Origin of the sequence: Companilactobacillus insicii, from assembly GCF_003946015.1 — a bacterium.
In the GTDB taxonomy this organism is placed as follows: Bacteria; Bacillota; Bacilli; order Lactobacillales; family Lactobacillaceae; genus Companilactobacillus; species Companilactobacillus insicii.
Map to the genome: position 1 here is coordinate 47,272 of NZ_RHNU01000013.1, position 17,703 is coordinate 64,974.

Here is a 17,703-nt window from a genome sequence, read left to right on the forward strand (position 1 = left end):
GAATATAAGCCTCTTTTTGTCATTTATTTAAAGATAGTTTTCTATAAATAAACAGGTAAATGTATAAACAACTATTGTGAAATTCGTCACAGGTGATATTATAAAGGTGTATATCGATGGGAGGATATCAAAATGAAAAAGTGGAATATTGTAGGTATATCCCTTTTTTCAGCAATGCTTTTTGGAGGGATAGATTATACTCAAGTTAAAGCAGAAGATTTTCAGAATAACAATGCTGTAAGTGATTCTGATGTTCAAAATAGTACAACAAAAGCTAGTCAGTTAGATAGTACGGATGATTCAAACGGTGGTACTACTACACCAGATTCTGATCCGATTAATGTTCAAAATGACACACAGAATAACGATTCTCAATCGGAACCAAGTGTGCAAAATAACGTTAATACACAAGATGATGTACAAAATAATTCACCAGATGAAACTGATCCTGATGAACAACAGGTTAATGTATATTTAAAGAACCAGAATGGAAATATTGTGAAAGATGTATATGGTAATCCAATTTGCCTTTTTTCAGGTGTAAAGAAAGTTGGGGATCAGTTGAATTCAGATGATTATAATTTTTCTGGCGATAAGATAATGTATGATGATCTTTATAATCAATCTTTGAGTGTTCAAAAAAATATCAGTGATTATTATTTTAATGTGGTAAGTAAGATGGCATTGATAAACGCTGTTTCGTATTCTAACGGGAAATTTTTAGAGGCAACCGAAGTACATTCAACTTCTCTGGAAAATAGTGATCCACCAGGTAGAAAAGTATATGCGGGAGATACATTTAATATTAAAGAAGTAAGTAAAAATGTTAATCATTTTTACAGATTGAATGGACAAAAGCCAAGTAAGATATTAGTTGGATATAATAATGGTAGTAGTCAAGTCGAGTTACAGAATGCTCCTGATGATATTACTGTTTCATCGTACTATAATTATTATCTATCAGTTAACTCTGGTATTTTTGATTTTCTCGTTTATTTATATTTCGAAGAACCAGTGCCAGTTATGTATCAGGATACTGATGGTAATTCCATCGGTAATTTTGAAGGAAAAAACAAAGCTATTATTAATGATGATGGTAAAGGTAATATAATACATCCTGATTACGATAAGTATGTTAAACCAATCGATGGATATACATTTCAAAAAGATGCGTCTAGTTATGTTATGAAGTGGAATAACGATGGAAGCGTAAATACCGATGTCAGCAGGGTCGTGATGGTCTATTCTAAAGATGACGAAACTTATCCAATTGTTAACTATGTTGGTAGCGATGGAAAAGTTGTCTATAGTATGACCAGTTATGATTCTAATTTAACTCCTGATAAAGTAGCTGATATTTCGTCGCAAGGTGATGGTAAATTTAATGATCTTCAAAATATGAAAATCATTAAAACTAATACAGGATATAACGTATTAGTATCGGATAAAGGAGTCTTATATAGAATTATTCAAAAAATCGGTGATCTAGTAATTGCCGATGAAAGTACCTATATGAGTCCGCAAAATGGAATTTATCAAATTGTCTCTAAAGCTACTAACGATAAGTACACTATAAATACGGATGAATCTACTTATAACATAATCAATCTCGAGAGCTCAGATTTGAATTATTACTCTACTTTATACGGAGAAGGATACACAAGTGCAAACGTAAGTGATTTGATAAAAGTTCTGAATGCTGGTATATATGATGGGTTTGTGGAGAATAATTTGCATACCGAATTTGTTGTTACCGCAATTTATAATGAGAAACCAACTCAAGTTAAAATAAACTATCTTGATGATAATGGGAATAAGGTAAGCAGTTCAATGGAAGCCGCTCCAAAAACTGATAATACAAGTATTGATCAAATCATTCAATTACCTAGTGGTTATAAAATGAGTGGTTTACCAGCTGGAGTGGATGCAACTAGTGATGCTGAAACTCTTGTTTTAAATGTTACGGTTAATAAGGATTCAACTGGCGACACACATTCTGGAGGTGGTGGTTCATCATCACATCACAATAGTGGTGGTGATACTTCTGATGTTGTCAAAATAAATCAAAAACTATCTATTAAAAATAAAAATGTAACGATAGTAAATTCGTCTGGAAAAACCTTATCAAGATCTCTATCAGAATATAGTAATTGGGTAACAGATAAACGGATGAATATCGGTGGAGAAGTATACTATCGTGTAGGTTCCGATGAATGGGTAAACGAAAAGGACATTTATCTGTATACAGATAACATGTCTCAAGTTTATACGTACTCTGATAGTTATAAGTTATTGACGCACCATAATGGAAAAATGGTTAATAGAGCGTTACAAGCAAGAACAGATTGGTTGACTGACCGCTATGCATATTTTGATGGTCAAAAATACTATCGTGTAGCTACAAATGAGTGGGTCAAGGATTCGGATGTATTAGAGTATCAACCAGTAACAACCGTTGTAAATACTTCGGGGACTACAATTTACGATGAACGCGGTAATCGTATTAGGACTTTATCTGCTGGTGCTTACAAGATTGACAGGGTTGCGACAATTAATAATGTAAAAATGTATCGTGTTGCTGCAAATGAATGGATTCAAGTAAATTAAAAAACAGCCAGATGGCTGTTTTTTTAGTATTTAATCATAACAATAATAATGATGCTGATAATAACTACAATGAATCCTAATAAAGTCCATTTTATAGAGCTTTTAAATAGTTCTTTTTCAGATTTATTTTCTAAAGTATTAATTTGATCTAAGAAATAAACCATCGAGAAAATATTACCAAGTGCTCCAATACAAACAACGATATAAACGGGTAATGCTAGATCACCATATAATCCTGTACTTCCCAGAATAAAAATGAATGATAAGAAAGTGATAAAAGTAACAGCCAGATATTTATTCATTAAACTAAGTTGAGCTTGTTTCTTTATGTTGTTAACAACTTTGGAATTATTGAGTAGCAAGTCGTCTAAGGAAATGCCGTAAAGTTTTGCCAGTTGTATTAGGCTGTCAATGTCAGGAGTTGTTTTACCGGTTTCCCAATTAGATATGGAGCGTACAGAGACATATAATGACTTAGCCAAATCCGCTTGAGTCATATTAAGTTGCTTGCGTTTGTCTTTTAACAATTGACTGATTTCCATAATGTAATTCTCCTATGTATTCGCTACATTTAAATTAACTTAAAATTGACATAAATCCTATAGAAAGTTAATTCTATTCAATCGTTATAACGATAAAAAAATAAACCCGAAGGTTTACTTTAATAAATATCAGTTCCGCGAATCTCTTTAAGAATCTTCATTGAGCCATCTTTATAGGCAAGGATACCGTAGATGATCATTCCAATCACCGCGCATATCGATAGTATAATAGCGGCACCGATCTTTGTTTGTCCGTTGATGAATCTGGATAATAATACATCTGCGCCATAGACGATTACTAACATAACTGTTGAATCGATTACGACTTTTAACAACTTGATTGCCAATGACTTATCAACGATTTTGTATTCTTTGTTGATAATACGAAAGGCAAAGTGTCCCATGATCATGAATGCAATAGTAGTAGCAACGACCGGTCCAAAAGCGCCCATGTAAATAGTTAGTGGGTACTGGAGAACGACTTTGATCAAATATGCTAGGGCTAAAAATATCATGGATGTTTTAGTTTTATTATCAACTTGAAGGACGTTTTCTAGAATCATGAATACGCAATAGAAGAATGCTTCAATACATGATACTGCCAAAATTTCAGTACCTAAGTTACTTGGAATATAAAAGGCTGTCCATAAATGACGACCGATTCCAATCATTCCAAAGGTAGCAGGTAAGATTATAAATACCGTAAATTGCACCATATTTCTGAGCAGTTTTTGGATTTCTTCAAACTTAGACTTACGACTTATCAACGCTGACAAAGCAGGGATGATAGAAGCTGAAACGGAAATGGCAAGTGATACTAAAACCATGATTAACTTATTAGCTTGGAAGCCAAACATTGAATATAAGTTATCAATTGTATGTTGGCTAGCGTGTAAAACGTTTTGATAGATTAAGACGAAACTAGTTTGGTCAAATAACTGAAGCACGGTCATGATAGTATCAACTAATAAGAATGGAATCGCTGATTTTAACATGGAACCAAAGTTTACTTGTGTTAGTTCACTATCTGGTACCTCGGCTGAAGTTTTAATATCTTCTGCAGGAATGGATTTACGCACCCTGAATCGCATCCAAATTAAAAATGCGTAAGCTAGGGTTGCACCAATAAATGAAGCAAAAGTTGATTGGTTAACGGCACTCATATAACTACCCTTTTGCATAATCATAATTGTATAAGTTGCGTATAGCATGTAGGCTACACGAGCAATTTGCTCAATAACCTGTGAAAAGGCAGAAAACGAGATGAAGGCATAACCCTGAATATATCCACGCATAATTCCTAGTGCAGGAATAATCAAAATTGCAACACTCAAATATTTGATTGGTGTAACGACACGCATGTCTCCAGCCGCAAATATAATAGCAACGTATTTAGCACCAAAGAACATGAAGCCGGCTAGTACCACACCAACCAATGTCATATAAAAAGTGTATTTTTTAAGTAATTTTTCACTTTGGTCATAACGGCCTAAAGCATTGTGAGCTGCTACTTCTTTAGAAATGGCTGATGGAATACCAGCTGTAGCTATTATCAGGAAGAGGTTATAAATGTTATAAACCTTTCCGTATAACGCATTGGCAGCTCCTAATGCGACTGGACCAATCCAGATATTCCAAGGAATGATGTAGATAACTGCTAGAATTCTTGAGAATATACCGGATATTGAAATCCAAAGCGAACTTTTTAGTAGTGAATCTTTTTTCATTAATAAGTTTCCTATCTATTACTATTTATAAAATATTAGTACGAAGATCAATGCAATCAATGCGGGTAATCCTTGAAGATAAAGGATTTTTTTAGTGGCAGTAAAAGCACCATAAACAGCAACGATAATAATATAGATCATCAATAGGATCATGATAGTTTTTAGAACTGAACCAGTAAAGAATAATATCATTGCTAGGATCAGTATACCTAACATTCCGTTATATATTCCTTGATTAGATAAAGCTGTTTGAGCGTTTTTTTGTTTTACAAAGTCCAATGGCATATCGAAGGCGGCTGCTTGTTTTTCAGGTGCCGCAAATATTTCTAGAATAGCAATTCCAATATGTTCTAGTGCAACCAATGCCACTAGAAATAGTGTAAGAATTTCCATGAATGATTCCCCTCCTCTTAGGGTATGTCTACTATAATAAACTGTTTTGATTGTCTTCACAATGTTACATCAAAATGTCTAAAGAAAAAGAGGATTTTGAATTGATAGTTTGATGAGTAATGTTTATCTGCTCTCATTAAAAAGTACTTTTTATTCGTTATGTTTAGTGACAGCTGCTTTTATATATTCAATAAATTGTTTAGTTGCTGGTGATAAATCATTTTTTGCAGAATAAGCAACACCCAGTCTACGGTACAGTATAGGATTGGTGTTTCTGACTAAAACTCCCTCGGTGTTCTGTGTAGCGATGACTTTTTCAAAAAGTAAACTAGCTCCTAAATCTTGTCGAACTAGAGCTAATATTGTTGCTTCATCTTTTGATGTCAAAATTATATTTTGAAGTTTAATATCCATGTCCTTTAGAATTCTACTGACATCATATTCATAATCACTGTCTGAGTTTATTACAGGACTAGTTTCAAAATATTGTAAAGGTACGTTTTCTCCAACTAATGACCCTTCACTTTCAGGGATAATTGCTTTTAAGTAGTCATGAACTAAGTCCAACCATAAATAATCAGGCCTCTTACGATAACTTGTAAAGGCTAAATCAATGTTTCTCTTCAGTAAGTTATTTTCGACATTTGAACTTGAACCCTCAATTACCTCTATTTTTATATTAGGATAATCAGCATTAAAACGTTCAATAATGGCCGGTAGAATACTAGTTGCTAAGCTAGCAAATGTTCCGATACGCAATATTCCTTCTGACAAGCCGTTTATTCTTTTGCATTGCTTTGATAATTCACTTGCCTGTTTAACTAATTGTTGGACAGGTTTTAAGATGAGTTCACCTTCTTTTGTAAGCGTGACTCCCTTTGGTGATCTGATAAATAATGGAAAGCCTGTCTGTTCTTCGAGTGTCTTCAAAATGTAACTTGTTCCTGACTGACTTAAATTCAACTTTTCGGCTGCTAAATTGATGCTTCGATAATTCTCTATTGTTAAAAAAACTTGCCAATCCGAGATTTTCATTTTGTCATCCCCCAGCTATTTACTTTCTATTTTATACGTTATCAAAAAGTTTGATAACCCCTTTCAGTTATTCGATTTTAATAAGTTATCTCTACGTGATAGTCTCTACATGACAAGAAGTTCACAAGCAAATACCGGTATTGTATTGAAACGTTTTTCTTGTTCAAGAATAGATACGTTTTCCATAGAAGCGAAGGAGGTTACTTATGTTATTACTCTCCAAATCTGATATTCAAGCCTGTTATTCCTTAACGGATTGTATAAAAGCGGTTGAAGATGCTTTTAAATTATTTTCAACTAATAAGGTGGAAGTGCCTTTACGAACTCAAATAAAGAATCATGCAAATTCAGGAAGTTATTTGTGTATGCCAGCATTATGTGAAAGTTATAACGCTTCATGTGTAAAAGTTTTAAATGTTTTTCCTGAAAATATCAATCGTGGTGAATCTTCCATTAATGCTCAAGTATTAAATATCGATACTGAAAGTGGTGCTATCAATGCTATTTTAGATGGTAACTATTTAACTCAACTTAGAACAGGAGCCGCTTCGGGAGTAGCAATTGAAAAGCTTGCTAAATCACAATGTCATAAGGGTGCTCTAATTGGAACTGGTGGTCAAGCAGCTACGCAATTAGAAGCAATGCTTATTTCTCGTCATTTAGATGAAGTTCAGGTTAGTGATCTCGATTATAGTCGTGCTAAAGAATTTGCAGCAGAGATGACGGAAAAACTGGAATCTTACAAGACAACAATTACTGCTGTTCCAACAGCAAATATGGCAATTACTGATGCAGATATCATTATTTCAGTTACGCCTTCAAAGCGCCCTGTATATGATGGTACGTTAGTAAAACCAGGAGCTACGATTTGTGGAGTAGGTTCTTATCAACCACAAATGCAAGAAACTCCATCTGAACTAGTACAGCGCGCTGATAAGATTTATTTTGATTCTCAGGACGCCGTATTATCAGAGGCTGGTGATATTTTGATACCGCTACGTAAAAAAGAAATTACTCAGTCTAAGTTTACTGGTGAACTTGGTAAAGTTATTTCCGGTGAATTAGCTGGTCGGCAAAGTGATTCAGAGATTATCTTCTTTGAAACTGTCGGAATTGCAGCTCAAGATCTAATAACCGCTAAGTCAATCTATGATAAAGCAGTTCAAAAAAAGGTTGGTACTAATTGGGCCAATTAAAATAATTAAGTAAAAGGGAGCGACAAATTATGATGAATTTTACACACTATATTCAATGCGTTGATGTCTCGACTGGTGGAGAACCAACTAGAATCGTTACATCTGGTTTTCCCCCTATTCCGGGCGATACTATTTTAAAGAAACGTCAGTATGTTTTGGATCATTTGGATAATTACCGTAAATTAATTATGTTTGAGCCACGTGGGCATAGTGGTATGTATGGAGCTATTCTTTGCGATAAAGTAACTCCAGATGCTGATTTTTCAGTATTATTCACGCATAATGAGGGATTAAGTTCTATGTGTGGACATGCAACAATTGCCATTGCTAAAACCGCTGTTGAAATGGGCTGGGTTCCTCATCATGAAGGTAGAAATGTTATTAAACTAGATGCACCAGCTGGTAGAATTACTGCCTTTGTTGAAGTAAAAAATGATGAAGTTCAGCATGTTAGCTTCCAAAATGTACCCTGCTTCTTATACGAGCCAGATGTTAAGGTCGATGTTGATGGTTATGTTGAGATTACTGGAGATATTGCTTATGGTGGGGCTTTCTATGTATATGTGGATGCCTCACAATTAGGTATGAAAGTTGAACCTGATCACGCTGATGACTTTGTTAAAATTGGAACTGAAATTAAAGAAAAAGTTGCTGCAACTCATACTTTTAATCATCCAACAAATCCAGGAATTAATTGGCTTTATGGTACTATTTTCTACGATCCGATTACTGAAGGTGACGACGGAAAGGCGTACACACGAAACGTATGTATCTTTGCTGAAGGACAAATTGATAGAAGTCCTACAGGTACTGGTACTGGTGGCCGTGTTGCACTTCATTATGCAAAAGGTGAACTCAAAAAAGATCAAATTTTGGTAAATGATAGTATTATCAATACTCCTATGGAAGGAAAAATTATTTCCGAAACAACTGAAGGTAAATATCCAGCAGTTATTACTGAAGTTTCTGGAAATGCACACATAACTGGTTTTAATAATCTTGTCCTTGATCCAAAAGATCCTCTTCCCGAAGGCTTCCGAATCACTGGTAACTAATATGTAGTCAGAAATTTTCGGCACAATTTTTCGCAACAATCAAAATACCAATCAAGTCTTCTACTGAAAAAATATCGGTTTTGGCATGATTGGTATTTTTATTTATAGATTGAGGTGGTCTTATGATTCAACATTCCGCTACATCAAAGTCAGTTATTTCAAAAAAAGCAAAATTTAATGTTACTTCTAATAAGAGGTCACAACCAAGATATACAAAAGAACTCTCTAAAGGAACCTGGCTTTGCTTGTCGTTCATTTTAGTATTATTAGTTGGTTTCGGTTCAGTCATGGGTATTGGTCCTATGTTTAGTACTATGATGAAAACTGCCCATGATTTACTATTAAATACTGCCTTTTATATTATGGGGGTCGCTGTTTTGGCTGGTGCCATTTCATCAGTTTTCTCTGAATTTGGCGTTACTGCACTATTAAACCGGTTAATTTCCCCCATAATGAAGCCGTTATTTGGCTTGCCAGGAGCTTCCGCTTTAGGTTTAATCGCTACATTTTTTTCTGATAATCCTGCAATCGTACCAATCGCTCAAGATCCAGCGTATGCAAAATATTTCAAAAAATACCAATGGGCTACCATGGTTAACTTTGGTACCACATTTGGTATGGGAATTATCATGCTCGGTGGTATTTTGGGGATTCAAGGTGGAAAGTTTAGTTTAAGCCTGTTAATTGGATTTATATGCGCCATTATTGGTGGTTTAGTCAGCACACGATTACTCTTACTAATTGCCAAAAAAATGTATGGAGAAACAGCAATTGTTGAAGACAAATACCTAAGTTCAAAAAGTTATGATGTTCCAGCCGGTAAAAGAGTTATTAGAGATGGGAATGCTTTTCAACGCGGCTTGAACGCAACTTTTGATGGGGGTAAAGCAGGTGTTAATCTGGGGTTGTCAGTTATCCCTGGTATTTTAATTTTTTGTACTTTTGTAATGATGCTTACTAATGGTCCTACAATGGTTAATCATCATGCTGTTTATCTGGGGCATGCATATGAAGGAGTTGGTCTGCTGCCATGGATAGGAGAAAAGATTTCATTTATATTGCATCCATTATTTGGTTTTAATAATAACGACGTTATCGGCTTGCCTCTTACTTCTCTAGGGGCGGTAGGTGCATCATTGGCCGGAGCAACATCGATGGCTAACAATGGGTTGATGAGTGCTCATGATATGACTGTATATGTGGCAATGGGGTACTGTTGGTCTGGCTTCTTAGCAACGCATCCTAGTATGACCGATTCGTTGAAGTTACGCGATATTACAACAAAAGCAATGGCCACTCAATTTTTGGGAGGAATCATCGCTGGAATATTAGCTAACTATGTGTGGATAATATTGCAATCCATTTCCTGAACTAGTTTTCAATTTCTTATAAATATATAAATTTTTGAATATGGATAATTTTTGAGATAATTAGATCAAAGTAAATAATGAGGGAGCATATTTATGAAGTCTATGAAGGATCAATTACTCAGTATGTTGATATTCCTTACATCTAAAGATACTATCTTTTCTATTTCAGAATACAGCCCTGAAGTAGTTGACGGACAATTTTATGGTTACTCACTGGCATTAAATATAGATCCTTCGAATGTAAATAAGATAGTTAAGATTTTTGATTTTTTAGGTCAATTTTCAGTCAATTATTCTGTTACTACAAGCTTATTGGAAAATGGAACAATTGAATATATACAAATAGTTTTAAAGGAACCTGATAAAAATAGAGAGTTAAAAAACTTTTTAGATGACTTTATTAAAATATAAAAATGAGATTGCAATTTGCAATCTCATTTTTCATTATCATCTTTAATTGTCATTACGTATTTTTCATCAAACTTACCACGTTGCATAACCTTGGACTGACGAATACTGTCCATTTCTTCGTAGTTTATTGAGGCATCGTCTAATATTGCGCGTATAACTTCTTCCAAGTCCCCCAACTCTTCAACAAGGGTTTGCGCGGGTATCAGCAGCTTTAACTTCTATGGCTTCTTCAACTAATTTGTCGCGGAGCGACGTTCGATATTCGTCATTTGATAAGACGTCAAACTCTGCCTTTTCACCAACGATTTCTGGTACTTTATCACGGACTAGTTTTTTCATATATATTCCCCCTAAAACGAACTACATAAGTAGTCTGTAAGGAGATTTTACCATAATTATTGGTCTAGAGCTCTTATTTGTACTCTAGAATATCTCCAGGTTGGCAATCTAATGCTTTACAAATTGCCTCTAGAGTTGAGAATCTAATCGCCTTGGCTTTACCATTTTTGAGGATAGATAAGTTGGCTATGGTAACTCCAACTTCCTGTGACAATTCTGTTAAACTCATTTTTCTTTTAGCTAACATAACGTCTAAATTAATTACAATCATATTGATAACTCGGTTTCTTTTTTAGAATTTATTAGTTGTTGTGAAATTTTTTGTAGGACGTGAACGAATGCACCTACCATTAGCCCTAACATGATCAGGAACAATTCCATTAGAATACCAATGGGTGAGCAGTCATCTGAGTCGATAACTGTGAATAATGGGAACATGAGAATATATAAAATTGAAATTGTATAAAATAAATTTCGTACCATTTTTAATGAAAAAATACCGGATTGTGAGAATAAATTATTATGATCAACCAAATGTAGCAGTCTCCATGAAAAGTAAATAATTACATACGAAAGGATACCTGATAAATATAATCCAATTCCGAATAAAATTTTATACATCGTGGGGATTTCAGGTTGAACATTCCATCCAATTAAGTTGGGAAATAGGTATATGCAGACTAATGTTAATAATAACAATATTATGCAAAGGACTAAACGCAAGGAGATAGTTAGTTTTTTCATGATAACTCCTTCTTGGCACTAGTTTGGGATGAAACGACGCGTTGATTGATTCTTTGAAGTAAATTAACGAATAATCCCATTGAAGTCGCAAAAACTATGATGAATATTTGGGCTGTGAATGGTGCAGGGGCCTGTTCAATATTAGCTAGTTCGCCAATATCAAAGAAAGAGATTAGATAGTCTATAGCAATGTAATAAAAAGCGTATTGAATCATTCTAAGTGCGAAGGTTCCTGAGTTAGAAAAAATCCGATTGTGATCAACTAAATAGATCAAACGCCAAGCAAAGAAAATTATTGCATAAGAAAAGATAGCGGATGAAAAAAGGAAGAATCCGAAACTGGTTAGAATAAATTTGTTAGATCCATTGTCAGACATCCAGCCCAATAGTGATGGGAAAAAATAAATTGTAAAGTGACTTAACATTAAAATGATGAGTAATAGGATAAATCTCAAAAATATCGTTAATATTTTCATAGTGACCTCCTTAGATAGTTAGGTCGTTCTCAGACTTTATTTCAATAGCTTGGTGTAATAGCTTCTGTAGCATACTAGCAAATATAGCAATTACTAACGAGGCTCCAGCTAATACTGCGCAGACTAGAATAACTCCGGGTGCATCGTCTTTTTCTGCAAAGATATAGAAGACTGGTGATTCTAGAATATAGATTATGCACATTGCATACGCAAAGTGTTTTATGTTTTTTAGTGCGGTTACTGATTTCTTGGAGAAAGCACTATTATGGTCGATCAAATTCAGTAGTTTGAGAGCTTGATATAGAACTAAGTAGAATAAAAGTGCTGTAACATAAAGTCCAATCCCTAAAAGTACTGTTAAAGCAGGCTTATTGGGTAGTAAATTGTTAGCTCCAATTAGATAATGTGGAGCAACGATTACACATACAGCTAACATTGCAAGCGCCATTACATAAATAGTTATTTTTAAAAAGATAGTTTCTTTTTTCATTTTTGAAACACCTCAGAATAATTTGTAAATTGAGTATAGCACAAATTTATCGATTATCGATAAATATTTATTAAAATACAATAAAAAAAGCCATCTTTGATAAGATGACTTAACTGACAAACTTTAACCCGATGACTGAAACTATAATTAAAAATATAAAGAAAAAGCGTTTAAAACTTTTGGATTCATTGAAGAGCCACATGTTCATCAATGAACCACCTGCGGCGCCAATACCAGTCCAGATAGAGTAGCCAATTGACATTGGAATAGTTTGAAGTGATAAATATAAAAATGAAAAACTAAATATAAATGAAGTAACCATTGAAACAAGTGCTAGTTTCTTTTTAGTCGCAGAATAAAATCCTAGAGCAGTTACTCCAGACATCTCTCCACATCCAGCTAATATTAAAAATATCCAGTCCATTAATGTGCCTGTCTTTCTTCGATGTCAGTAACGACTTTCAAGCCAATAACACCAATAGTCAATAATAGGATGAAGAATAGTTTGGGCCAACTGAATGGTTCACGATAAATCATAACGCCTGCAAGCACTACGAATAGTGATCCAAGTCCCACGTATACGGCGTAGGTAGTGCCGGCAGGGATGTTCTTGCTGGCATCGATCATTAAGTAAAAACTGAAGATTAAAATTGCAATTACAACAACTGCAGATAGTAAAGAGTGCTCGTGTTTCATTGCGGATACCCAGACGACTTCTAATAGAGCGCCGATGAAAATTTCAAACCAACTTCTGGACATAATTGTCACCTCGAAATAATTTTGTGATAATAACTAATTTACTGGATATGTACTATTAGTCAATCGCAATTTGAGCGTAAAAATTGATAAAAAAAATAGTAACGTGATACGATAATTTAAATTAATATAATAAAGTAGTTGATGAGAATGAATAGGGTAAACGTTGAATTATTTAGCATATATGGCGGATTCTTCTTACTTATACTCGTCGGGATCATTTTAGCATTAATTATCAATGACCTGTTGCGTAGAAGAATGATTTTGGCATGCAATTCTTTGTTGGTAGATCATCGTGAAATATCAAGAGTAGCCATGAATTCAGAAACAGAAAACTATTTAATAAAAAATCATTAGCATCATTTGTATAGAATTAATGAGCAGATTGAAAGAGATGGCAAGTTAATTAAATATCATCTTTGCTTAGGTAAGAGAGCGTTCAAATTTTATTTAAAAAAGAAAAATATTTGGAGCTACGATGTTGTAGCCGTTAAAATGGACTAGTTTATCGTTATAACGATAAGCTTTTTTATTATTTCACAATAATTAATAATACTGACCCGGTTTAATTGACTAACTTGTGAAAATCAGCTACCATGTTTATAAATTTTACCTATATACTATATGATAGGGAAAACAAAAATAGGAGGCTCATTCATGTCGGCATGGGAAACAAAATTTGATAAAAAGGGATTCACTTTTGATGACGTTTTATTGATACCTGCAGAAAGTCACGTTCTACCAAACGAGGTTGATCTATCTGTTCAACTAGCAAAAAATATTAAGTTGAACACACCAATCTTAAGTGCAAGTATGGATACTGTTACAGAAGCACCAATGGCAATTGCTATGGCGCGCCAAGGTGGTCTAGGTGTTATTCATAAGAATATGTCTATTGAACAACAAGCAGACGAAGTTCTAAAAGTAAAACGTTCAGAAAACGGAGTTATTATTGATCCAATCTACTTAACAGTAGATGCTCCAGTAAGTGCTGCTGAGGATTTGATGCATACTTACCGTATCAGCGGTGTACCAATTGTTTCTAATACCGAAGAATTAAAACTCGTAGGAATTATTACGAACCGTGACCTTCGCTTTATCAATGATTACTCAGTAAAAATTGATACTGTTATGACTCACGATGATTTAATCACAGCTCCAGTCGGTACTTCATTGGAAGATGCCGAAAAGATTTTACAAAAATACAAAATTGAAAAGTTACCACTCATCGACAAGGATGGTCGTTTAGGTGGCTTAGTAACAATTAAGGATATTGAAAAAGTTCAAGAATTCCCTAATGCTGCTAAGGATCAATATGGTCGTTTGTTAGTAGCCGCTGCAGTTGGTGTTACAAGCGATACATTTGATCGTGCTACTGCATTACTTAATGCCGGTGTAGATGCAATTATTATTGATACTGCTCATGGTCATTCAGCTGGTGTTCTCCGCAAAATTTCAGAAATTCGTGATAAGTTCCCAGATGCTACATTGATTGCTGGTAATGTTGCTACAGCTGAAGGTACACGTGCATTGTATGATGCTGGTGTAGATGTTGTTAAAGTTGGTATCGGACCTGGTTCAATTTGTACAACTAGAATTGTTGCCGGTGTTGGTGTTCCTCAACTTACAGCTGTATATGATGCTGCAAGTGTTGCTCATGAATATGGTAAGACAATTATTGCCGATGGTGGCATTAAGTATTCTGGTGATATGGTCAAGGCCTTAGCTGGTGGTGGTAACGCCGTTATGCTTGGCTCAATGTTAGCTGGTACTGATGAAGCACCTGGCGACTTTGAAATTTATCAAGGACGTCGTTTTAAGACTTATCGTGGAATGGGTAGTTTAGCTGCCATGTCACATGGTTCATCAGATCGTTACTTCCAAAGCGGTGTTAATGAAGCTAATAAGCTAGTTCCAGAAGGTATCGAAGGCCGTGTTGCTGCCAAAGGTGCCGTTGGCGATGTGCTGTATCAAATGTTAGGTGGACTACGCTCAGGAATGGGTTATGTTGGTGCACATAACTTGAAGGAACTACAAGATGCACAATTTGTACAAATTTCAAATGCTGGATTGAAAGAATCACATCCACATGATGTTACTATTACAAAAGAAGCTCCTAACTATTCGGTACGTTAATTTATAAGTCAAAAAGGACGAGGCTGTGGCATAACTATAAAATTTATTAAATTTGCAGCGTAAACGCATGGTAAATCACAACTTCTTCCGTTTAACTAAAAATACCCCCGCATTTACTTACGTAAATACGAGGGTATTTTTAGGTTATACTCAGAAGTTAAATGTGCTTTGCCATGCTCTCGTTCCTTTTTTGTCTCAATTAATTTCTGTTTTTGAAGATAAAGAATTTTGATAAAACATAATTACCGATGATTGCCAGAACCTGACCGACTATTTTAGAACCAGTACCATCAGCACTTATAAGTGAGATTCCCACCCAAAGTGTGGCTGTTTCGATCAAAAAGGTTAAAATCCTTGTACCATAAAAGGCCAGCATTTCTTTAAAAGCAGTGTTTGATTTGTGATGAAATACGATAACTCGATCAACCCAAAAACCGACTTGAACTCCTAAAAACCAAGCGACAATGTTAGCGAATTGATAATTCAAATGAATTGTATGGTACAAAAGAAAGAATGTACCAAAATTTACGACGACTGATAATAGTCCCCAAAGTAAATAACGAACGGCTTCCTTACCAGTACTGTCTTTAGTAACCTCGATTTCTTCAGAACTAAATACAGTTCCGGCATCATTAATTCCTTCCGAAATGTCATCAATAACCTTTGTTAATGAACTTTCTTTATCAAGAGCTGTTTTCTTATTCATATTAATTACTTCTCCCAATGATTGAATGTACACTTCAATATTAACCCTTTTTTCTAATCTAGGGCAAAACCATAGGGAAATTTTATAAATGAAAAAATGCCATCAGAGTTTTTCTGATGACATTTTTTTAATCTCGATATTTTTTGATTTGCTCGTAATTGTCGGTGTTCATTTCCCAACCGATACCACCAATAATCATTAAAGCTATTGGTAGAGTATTACTCAAAATATTTGCTATTCCAGTAAATGCCATGATGTCTAATCTGAAGAAGTGATTGACAACTAATAGCATTAGCTTGATGAATAACAAAATAAATCCCAACATAAAGGTTACATTAAAAACAGATTTTAGTTTTGAAGAAGCACTTCTTTGGGCCATATCATAAACTCCTATTCGCTGATTTCAGCGTCCATTTTTCTTAGTAATTTTAGTAATGATTTTGTTTCATCTTGGGATAACGGAGCGACTACTTGGTTTTCTACTTCTGCAAATAGGTGTCCCAGTTCCTTAATGATCGCCATACCCTTATTCGTTAGGAAAATACGTTTGTTACGGTCACTATGACGGTCACGTCTTCTTATAACATAACCGTCACGTTCTAGATTCTTCAACATACTTGAAACACTGGCATCTCGGATACTTAGGAATTCAGCAATTTCTCGCTGGATCATTCCTGGTGTCTTCTCAATCAATTCCAAGGTTCTTGCTTGTTGAACCGTTAAATCGTATTTGTTTGACTTTTCGTTGAAAAGTCTCTGTTGGTTAAAAAGTATTGAATGCATTAAATAATTGGTTTCCTGGGCACACTCGTCCATAATTTCCTCCGACGTTACATAATTAGTTAAAGTATAGCATAATGCCCTCAATTGTAGGCTTTAATAATTTAAATTTCTTATAGTTAGATATTTAATCATTAAATGCTTGACAGTTAGGCCTATTGGTATTATAACTTTACTTGTCGATATTTTAAATCTTAGATATCTAAGTATTCAAAACGTAGATAAATAAATAGTAAAGAAGTGAGAATAATGTTGTTACGTCATGCGGAAATGAAAGATTTACCACAAGTTAAACAAATAATCTTGGATGGGAAGGCTCACCTGGCGGCCCAAAATATCAATCAATGGAGAGGACAATATCCGAATATGGATGTCCTAGTTCACGATATTAAGAACGGGTACAACTTTGTTCTCGCTGAGGGTGATGAGATCCTAGGCACTGTCTCGGCTATTCCTGGTCCAGATATGAGCTATCAAACACTCGATGGTGAATGGATGACTGAAGAAGGAGAGTACATTGCTCTTCATCGTGTAGCTATTTCAGCAAATCATCGCGGAGAAGGTTTATCAACAAAGTTATTCAATGCTGTTCTTGATGAATTGGCATTGAATCCAACTATTAAGGGTATCCGAGTTGATACACACAAAGAGAATTTTGGCATGCAACATGTTATTAAGAAGTCAGGATTCCAAGAAACAGGTTATGTAAAAGTATTAAACAGCAGTAATAAAGAACAAGTTTATAACATCGGCTATGAGAAGTTGAACTTACCAGTATCACTTCCAATGGCAAACTAAAAGAGAGCTTCAACAAAACATGTGCAGCTTTCTAGCATTAAGGCAAAAGGCTCCAGTAATCCGATTTTGGTTCTTTCTCAAGTTTGGTTATAAAAAAATAGAGTCATCATCAATTTGATTATTCAAGTTGATGATGACTCTA

The 17,703-nt window shown here is 34.7% G+C and carries 23 protein-coding genes; 8 read left to right on the plus strand and 15 right to left on the minus strand.

Translation table 11 applies throughout. From position 1 onward, the window contains the following. Positions 1 to 132: 132 nt before the first annotated feature. Positions 133 to 2,607 carry an SLAP domain-containing protein gene (locus EKM79_RS05760; RefSeq protein ID WP_125566808.1) on the plus strand — a complete coding sequence of 825 codons (2,475 nt, stop codon included), beginning with the start codon at positions 133 to 135 and terminating at the stop codon, positions 2,605 to 2,607. Positions 2,608 to 2,630: 23 nt separating this feature from the next. On the opposite strand, the gene EKM79_RS05765 is transcribed toward EKM79_RS05760, so the two are convergent. From EKM79_RS05765 to EKM79_RS05780, 4 genes are all read right to left on the minus strand, one after another. Next, positions 2,631 to 3,149: a helix-turn-helix domain-containing protein gene (locus EKM79_RS05765; protein WP_125566810.1), complete on the minus strand. Its 519-nt coding sequence runs from the start codon at positions 3,147 to 3,149 to the stop codon at positions 2,631 to 2,633. A 119-nt stretch (positions 3,150 to 3,268) separates the two neighbouring features. Next, positions 3,269 to 4,876, minus strand: coding sequence for a putative polysaccharide biosynthesis protein (locus EKM79_RS05770; RefSeq protein ID WP_125566811.1), 1,608 nt, complete (start codon positions 4,874 to 4,876; stop codon positions 3,269 to 3,271). Between the two features lie 21 nt (positions 4,877 to 4,897). Then, positions 4,898 to 5,269, minus strand: a complete 372-nt coding sequence (locus EKM79_RS05775) for a DUF1304 domain-containing protein (RefSeq protein ID WP_125566813.1) — start codon at positions 5,267 to 5,269, stop codon at positions 4,898 to 4,900. Positions 5,270 to 5,419: 150 nt separating this feature from the next. Then, positions 5,420 to 6,304, minus strand: a complete 885-nt coding sequence (locus EKM79_RS05780) for a LysR family transcriptional regulator (RefSeq protein WP_125566815.1) — start codon at positions 6,302 to 6,304, stop codon at positions 5,420 to 5,422. Between the two features lie 206 nt (positions 6,305 to 6,510). Here EKM79_RS05780 and EKM79_RS05785 point away from each other — a divergent pair, with 206 nt between their 5' ends. From EKM79_RS05785 to EKM79_RS05800, 4 genes are all read left to right on the plus strand, one after another. Further along, positions 6,511 to 7,500 (plus strand): ornithine cyclodeaminase family protein, encoded by a 990-nt coding sequence (locus EKM79_RS05785; protein ID WP_125566817.1) that lies wholly within the window; start codon positions 6,511 to 6,513, stop codon positions 7,498 to 7,500. 29 nt (positions 7,501 to 7,529) lie between these two features. Next, a complete protein-coding gene (locus tag EKM79_RS05790) occupies positions 7,530 to 8,555 on the plus strand; it encodes a proline racemase family protein (RefSeq protein WP_211331274.1) in 1,026 nt (341 codons plus the stop codon). Positions 8,556 to 8,677: 122 nt separating this feature from the next. Beyond that, positions 8,678 to 9,925, plus strand: a complete 1,248-nt coding sequence (locus EKM79_RS05795) for a CD0519/CD1768 family membrane protein (RefSeq protein WP_211331275.1) — start codon at positions 8,678 to 8,680, stop codon at positions 9,923 to 9,925. 93 nt (positions 9,926 to 10,018) lie between these two features. Further along, positions 10,019 to 10,336: a hypothetical protein gene (locus EKM79_RS05800; RefSeq protein ID WP_125566819.1), complete on the plus strand. Its 318-nt coding sequence runs from the start codon at positions 10,019 to 10,021 to the stop codon at positions 10,334 to 10,336. A gap of 23 nt (positions 10,337 to 10,359) precedes the next feature. Here the strand turns inward: EKM79_RS05800 and EKM79_RS12375 are convergent, their stop codons facing one another. From EKM79_RS12375 to EKM79_RS05835, 8 genes are all read right to left on the minus strand, one after another. Further along, on the minus strand, positions 10,360 to 10,503 hold the full coding sequence (locus EKM79_RS12375) for a nucleoside triphosphate pyrophosphohydrolase family protein (protein WP_246005637.1): 144 nt from the start codon (positions 10,501 to 10,503) through the stop codon (positions 10,360 to 10,362). 13 nt (positions 10,504 to 10,516) lie between these two features. Beyond that, positions 10,517 to 10,675 (minus strand): nucleoside triphosphate pyrophosphohydrolase family protein, encoded by a 159-nt coding sequence (locus EKM79_RS12380; protein ID WP_246005638.1) that lies wholly within the window; start codon positions 10,673 to 10,675, stop codon positions 10,517 to 10,519. A gap of 73 nt (positions 10,676 to 10,748) precedes the next feature. Further along, positions 10,749 to 10,946 carry a helix-turn-helix domain-containing protein gene (locus tag EKM79_RS05810; RefSeq protein ID WP_125566821.1) on the minus strand — a complete coding sequence of 66 codons (198 nt, stop codon included), beginning with the start codon at positions 10,944 to 10,946 and terminating at the stop codon, positions 10,749 to 10,751. Then, positions 10,943 to 11,419 (minus strand): DUF2975 domain-containing protein, encoded by a 477-nt coding sequence (locus EKM79_RS05815; protein ID WP_125566823.1) that lies wholly within the window; start codon positions 11,417 to 11,419, stop codon positions 10,943 to 10,945. Before EKM79_RS05815 ends, EKM79_RS05810 begins: the two co-directional genes overlap by 4 nt. Next, positions 11,416 to 11,895 (minus strand): DUF2975 domain-containing protein, encoded by a 480-nt coding sequence (locus EKM79_RS05820; RefSeq protein ID WP_125566824.1) that lies wholly within the window; start codon positions 11,893 to 11,895, stop codon positions 11,416 to 11,418. The genes EKM79_RS05815 and EKM79_RS05820 overlap by 4 nt, the downstream gene beginning before the upstream one ends. 10 nt (positions 11,896 to 11,905) lie before the next feature. After that, complete coding sequence (locus tag EKM79_RS05825) at positions 11,906 to 12,385, minus strand: DUF2975 domain-containing protein (protein WP_125566826.1); 480 nt, start codon at positions 12,383 to 12,385, stop codon at positions 11,906 to 11,908. A 109-nt stretch (positions 12,386 to 12,494) separates the two neighbouring features. Then, complete coding sequence (locus EKM79_RS05830; RefSeq protein WP_125566828.1) at positions 12,495 to 12,809, minus strand: DMT family transporter; 315 nt, start codon at positions 12,807 to 12,809, stop codon at positions 12,495 to 12,497. After that, on the minus strand, positions 12,809 to 13,144 hold the full coding sequence (locus tag EKM79_RS05835) for a DMT family transporter (RefSeq protein WP_125566830.1): 336 nt from the start codon (positions 13,142 to 13,144) through the stop codon (positions 12,809 to 12,811). The genes EKM79_RS05830 and EKM79_RS05835 overlap by 1 nt, the downstream gene beginning before the upstream one ends. Positions 13,145 to 13,291: 147 nt before the next feature. Between EKM79_RS05835 and EKM79_RS05840 the strand changes: the two genes are divergently transcribed. Both EKM79_RS05840 and guaB read left to right on the plus strand, forming a co-directional pair. Continuing rightward, on the plus strand, positions 13,292 to 13,498 hold the full coding sequence (locus EKM79_RS05840; RefSeq protein ID WP_125566832.1) for a hypothetical protein: 207 nt from the start codon (positions 13,292 to 13,294) through the stop codon (positions 13,496 to 13,498). Between the two features lie 300 nt (positions 13,499 to 13,798). Beyond that, on the plus strand, positions 13,799 to 15,277 hold the full coding sequence (guaB, locus tag EKM79_RS05845; RefSeq protein ID WP_125566834.1) for an IMP dehydrogenase: 1,479 nt from the start codon (positions 13,799 to 13,801) through the stop codon (positions 15,275 to 15,277). A gap of 199 nt (positions 15,278 to 15,476) precedes the next feature. Here the strand turns inward: guaB and EKM79_RS05850 are convergent, their stop codons facing one another. The 3 genes from EKM79_RS05850 to EKM79_RS05860 all read right to left on the minus strand — a co-directional run bounded on the left by EKM79_RS05850 (position 15,477) and on the right by EKM79_RS05860 (position 16,799). Continuing rightward, the gene (locus EKM79_RS05850) at positions 15,477 to 15,983 is read right to left on the minus strand and encodes a GtrA family protein (RefSeq protein WP_125566836.1); all 507 of its coding nucleotides are present in this window, start codon (positions 15,981 to 15,983) and stop codon (positions 15,477 to 15,479) included. Positions 15,984 to 16,110: 127 nt separating this feature from the next. Continuing rightward, positions 16,111 to 16,362 carry a hypothetical protein gene (locus EKM79_RS05855; protein WP_125566838.1) on the minus strand — a complete coding sequence of 84 codons (252 nt, stop codon included), beginning with the start codon at positions 16,360 to 16,362 and terminating at the stop codon, positions 16,111 to 16,113. A gap of 11 nt (positions 16,363 to 16,373) precedes the next feature. Continuing rightward, entirely contained in the window at positions 16,374 to 16,799 is a 426-nt protein-coding gene (locus tag EKM79_RS05860) for a MarR family winged helix-turn-helix transcriptional regulator (protein ID WP_125566840.1), read from the minus strand. Between the two features lie 213 nt (positions 16,800 to 17,012). Between EKM79_RS05860 and EKM79_RS05865 the strand changes: the two genes are divergently transcribed. Then, positions 17,013 to 17,561: a GNAT family N-acetyltransferase gene (locus tag EKM79_RS05865; protein WP_125566842.1), complete on the plus strand. Its 549-nt coding sequence runs from the start codon at positions 17,013 to 17,015 to the stop codon at positions 17,559 to 17,561. The last annotated feature ends 142 nt before the right edge of the window (positions 17,562 to 17,703 follow it).

Bases quoted from the DNA above. Each gene is read 5' to 3' on its own strand.
- EKM79_RS05760 (WP_125566808.1), top strand. From the start codon at position 133: ATGAAAAAGTGGAATATTGTAGGTATATCCCTTTTTTCAGCAATGCTT.
- EKM79_RS05765 (WP_125566810.1), bottom strand. From the start codon at position 3,149: ATGGAAATCAGTCAATTGTTAAAAGACAAACGCAAGCAACTTAATATG.
- EKM79_RS05770 (WP_125566811.1), bottom strand. From the start codon at position 4,876: ATGAAAAAAGATTCACTACTAAAAAGTTCGCTTTGGATTTCAATATCC.
- EKM79_RS05775 (WP_125566813.1), bottom strand. From the start codon at position 5,269: ATGGAAATTCTTACACTATTTCTAGTGGCATTGGTTGCACTAGAACAT.
- EKM79_RS05780 (WP_125566815.1), bottom strand. From the start codon at position 6,304: ATGAAAATCTCGGATTGGCAAGTTTTTTTAACAATAGAGAATTATCGA.
- EKM79_RS05785 (WP_125566817.1), top strand. From the start codon at position 6,511: ATGTTATTACTCTCCAAATCTGATATTCAAGCCTGTTATTCCTTAACG.
- EKM79_RS05790 (WP_211331274.1), top strand. From the start codon at position 7,530: ATGATGAATTTTACACACTATATTCAATGCGTTGATGTCTCGACTGGT.
- EKM79_RS05795 (WP_211331275.1), top strand. From the start codon at position 8,678: ATGATTCAACATTCCGCTACATCAAAGTCAGTTATTTCAAAAAAAGCA.
- EKM79_RS05800 (WP_125566819.1), top strand. From the start codon at position 10,019: ATGAAGTCTATGAAGGATCAATTACTCAGTATGTTGATATTCCTTACA.
- EKM79_RS12380 (WP_246005638.1), bottom strand. From the start codon at position 10,675: ATGAAAAAACTAGTCCGTGATAAAGTACCAGAAATCGTTGGTGAAAAG.
- EKM79_RS05810 (WP_125566821.1), bottom strand. From the start codon at position 10,946: ATGATTGTAATTAATTTAGACGTTATGTTAGCTAAAAGAAAAATGAGT.
- EKM79_RS05815 (WP_125566823.1), bottom strand. From the start codon at position 11,419: ATGAAAAAACTAACTATCTCCTTGCGTTTAGTCCTTTGCATAATATTG.
- EKM79_RS05820 (WP_125566824.1), bottom strand. From the start codon at position 11,895: ATGAAAATATTAACGATATTTTTGAGATTTATCCTATTACTCATCATT.
- EKM79_RS05825 (WP_125566826.1), bottom strand. From the start codon at position 12,385: ATGAAAAAAGAAACTATCTTTTTAAAAATAACTATTTATGTAATGGCG.
- EKM79_RS05830 (WP_125566828.1), bottom strand. From the start codon at position 12,809: ATGGACTGGATATTTTTAATATTAGCTGGATGTGGAGAGATGTCTGGA.
- EKM79_RS05835 (WP_125566830.1), bottom strand. From the start codon at position 13,144: ATGTCCAGAAGTTGGTTTGAAATTTTCATCGGCGCTCTATTAGAAGTC.
- EKM79_RS05840 (WP_125566832.1), top strand. From the start codon at position 13,292: ATGAATAGGGTAAACGTTGAATTATTTAGCATATATGGCGGATTCTTC.
- guaB (WP_125566834.1), top strand. From the start codon at position 13,799: ATGTCGGCATGGGAAACAAAATTTGATAAAAAGGGATTCACTTTTGAT.
- EKM79_RS05850 (WP_125566836.1), bottom strand. From the start codon at position 15,983: ATGAATAAGAAAACAGCTCTTGATAAAGAAAGTTCATTAACAAAGGTT.
- EKM79_RS05855 (WP_125566838.1), bottom strand. From the start codon at position 16,362: ATGGCCCAAAGAAGTGCTTCTTCAAAACTAAAATCTGTTTTTAATGTA.
- EKM79_RS05860 (WP_125566840.1), bottom strand. From the start codon at position 16,799: ATGGACGAGTGTGCCCAGGAAACCAATTATTTAATGCATTCAATACTT.
- EKM79_RS05865 (WP_125566842.1), top strand. From the start codon at position 17,013: ATGTTGTTACGTCATGCGGAAATGAAAGATTTACCACAAGTTAAACAA.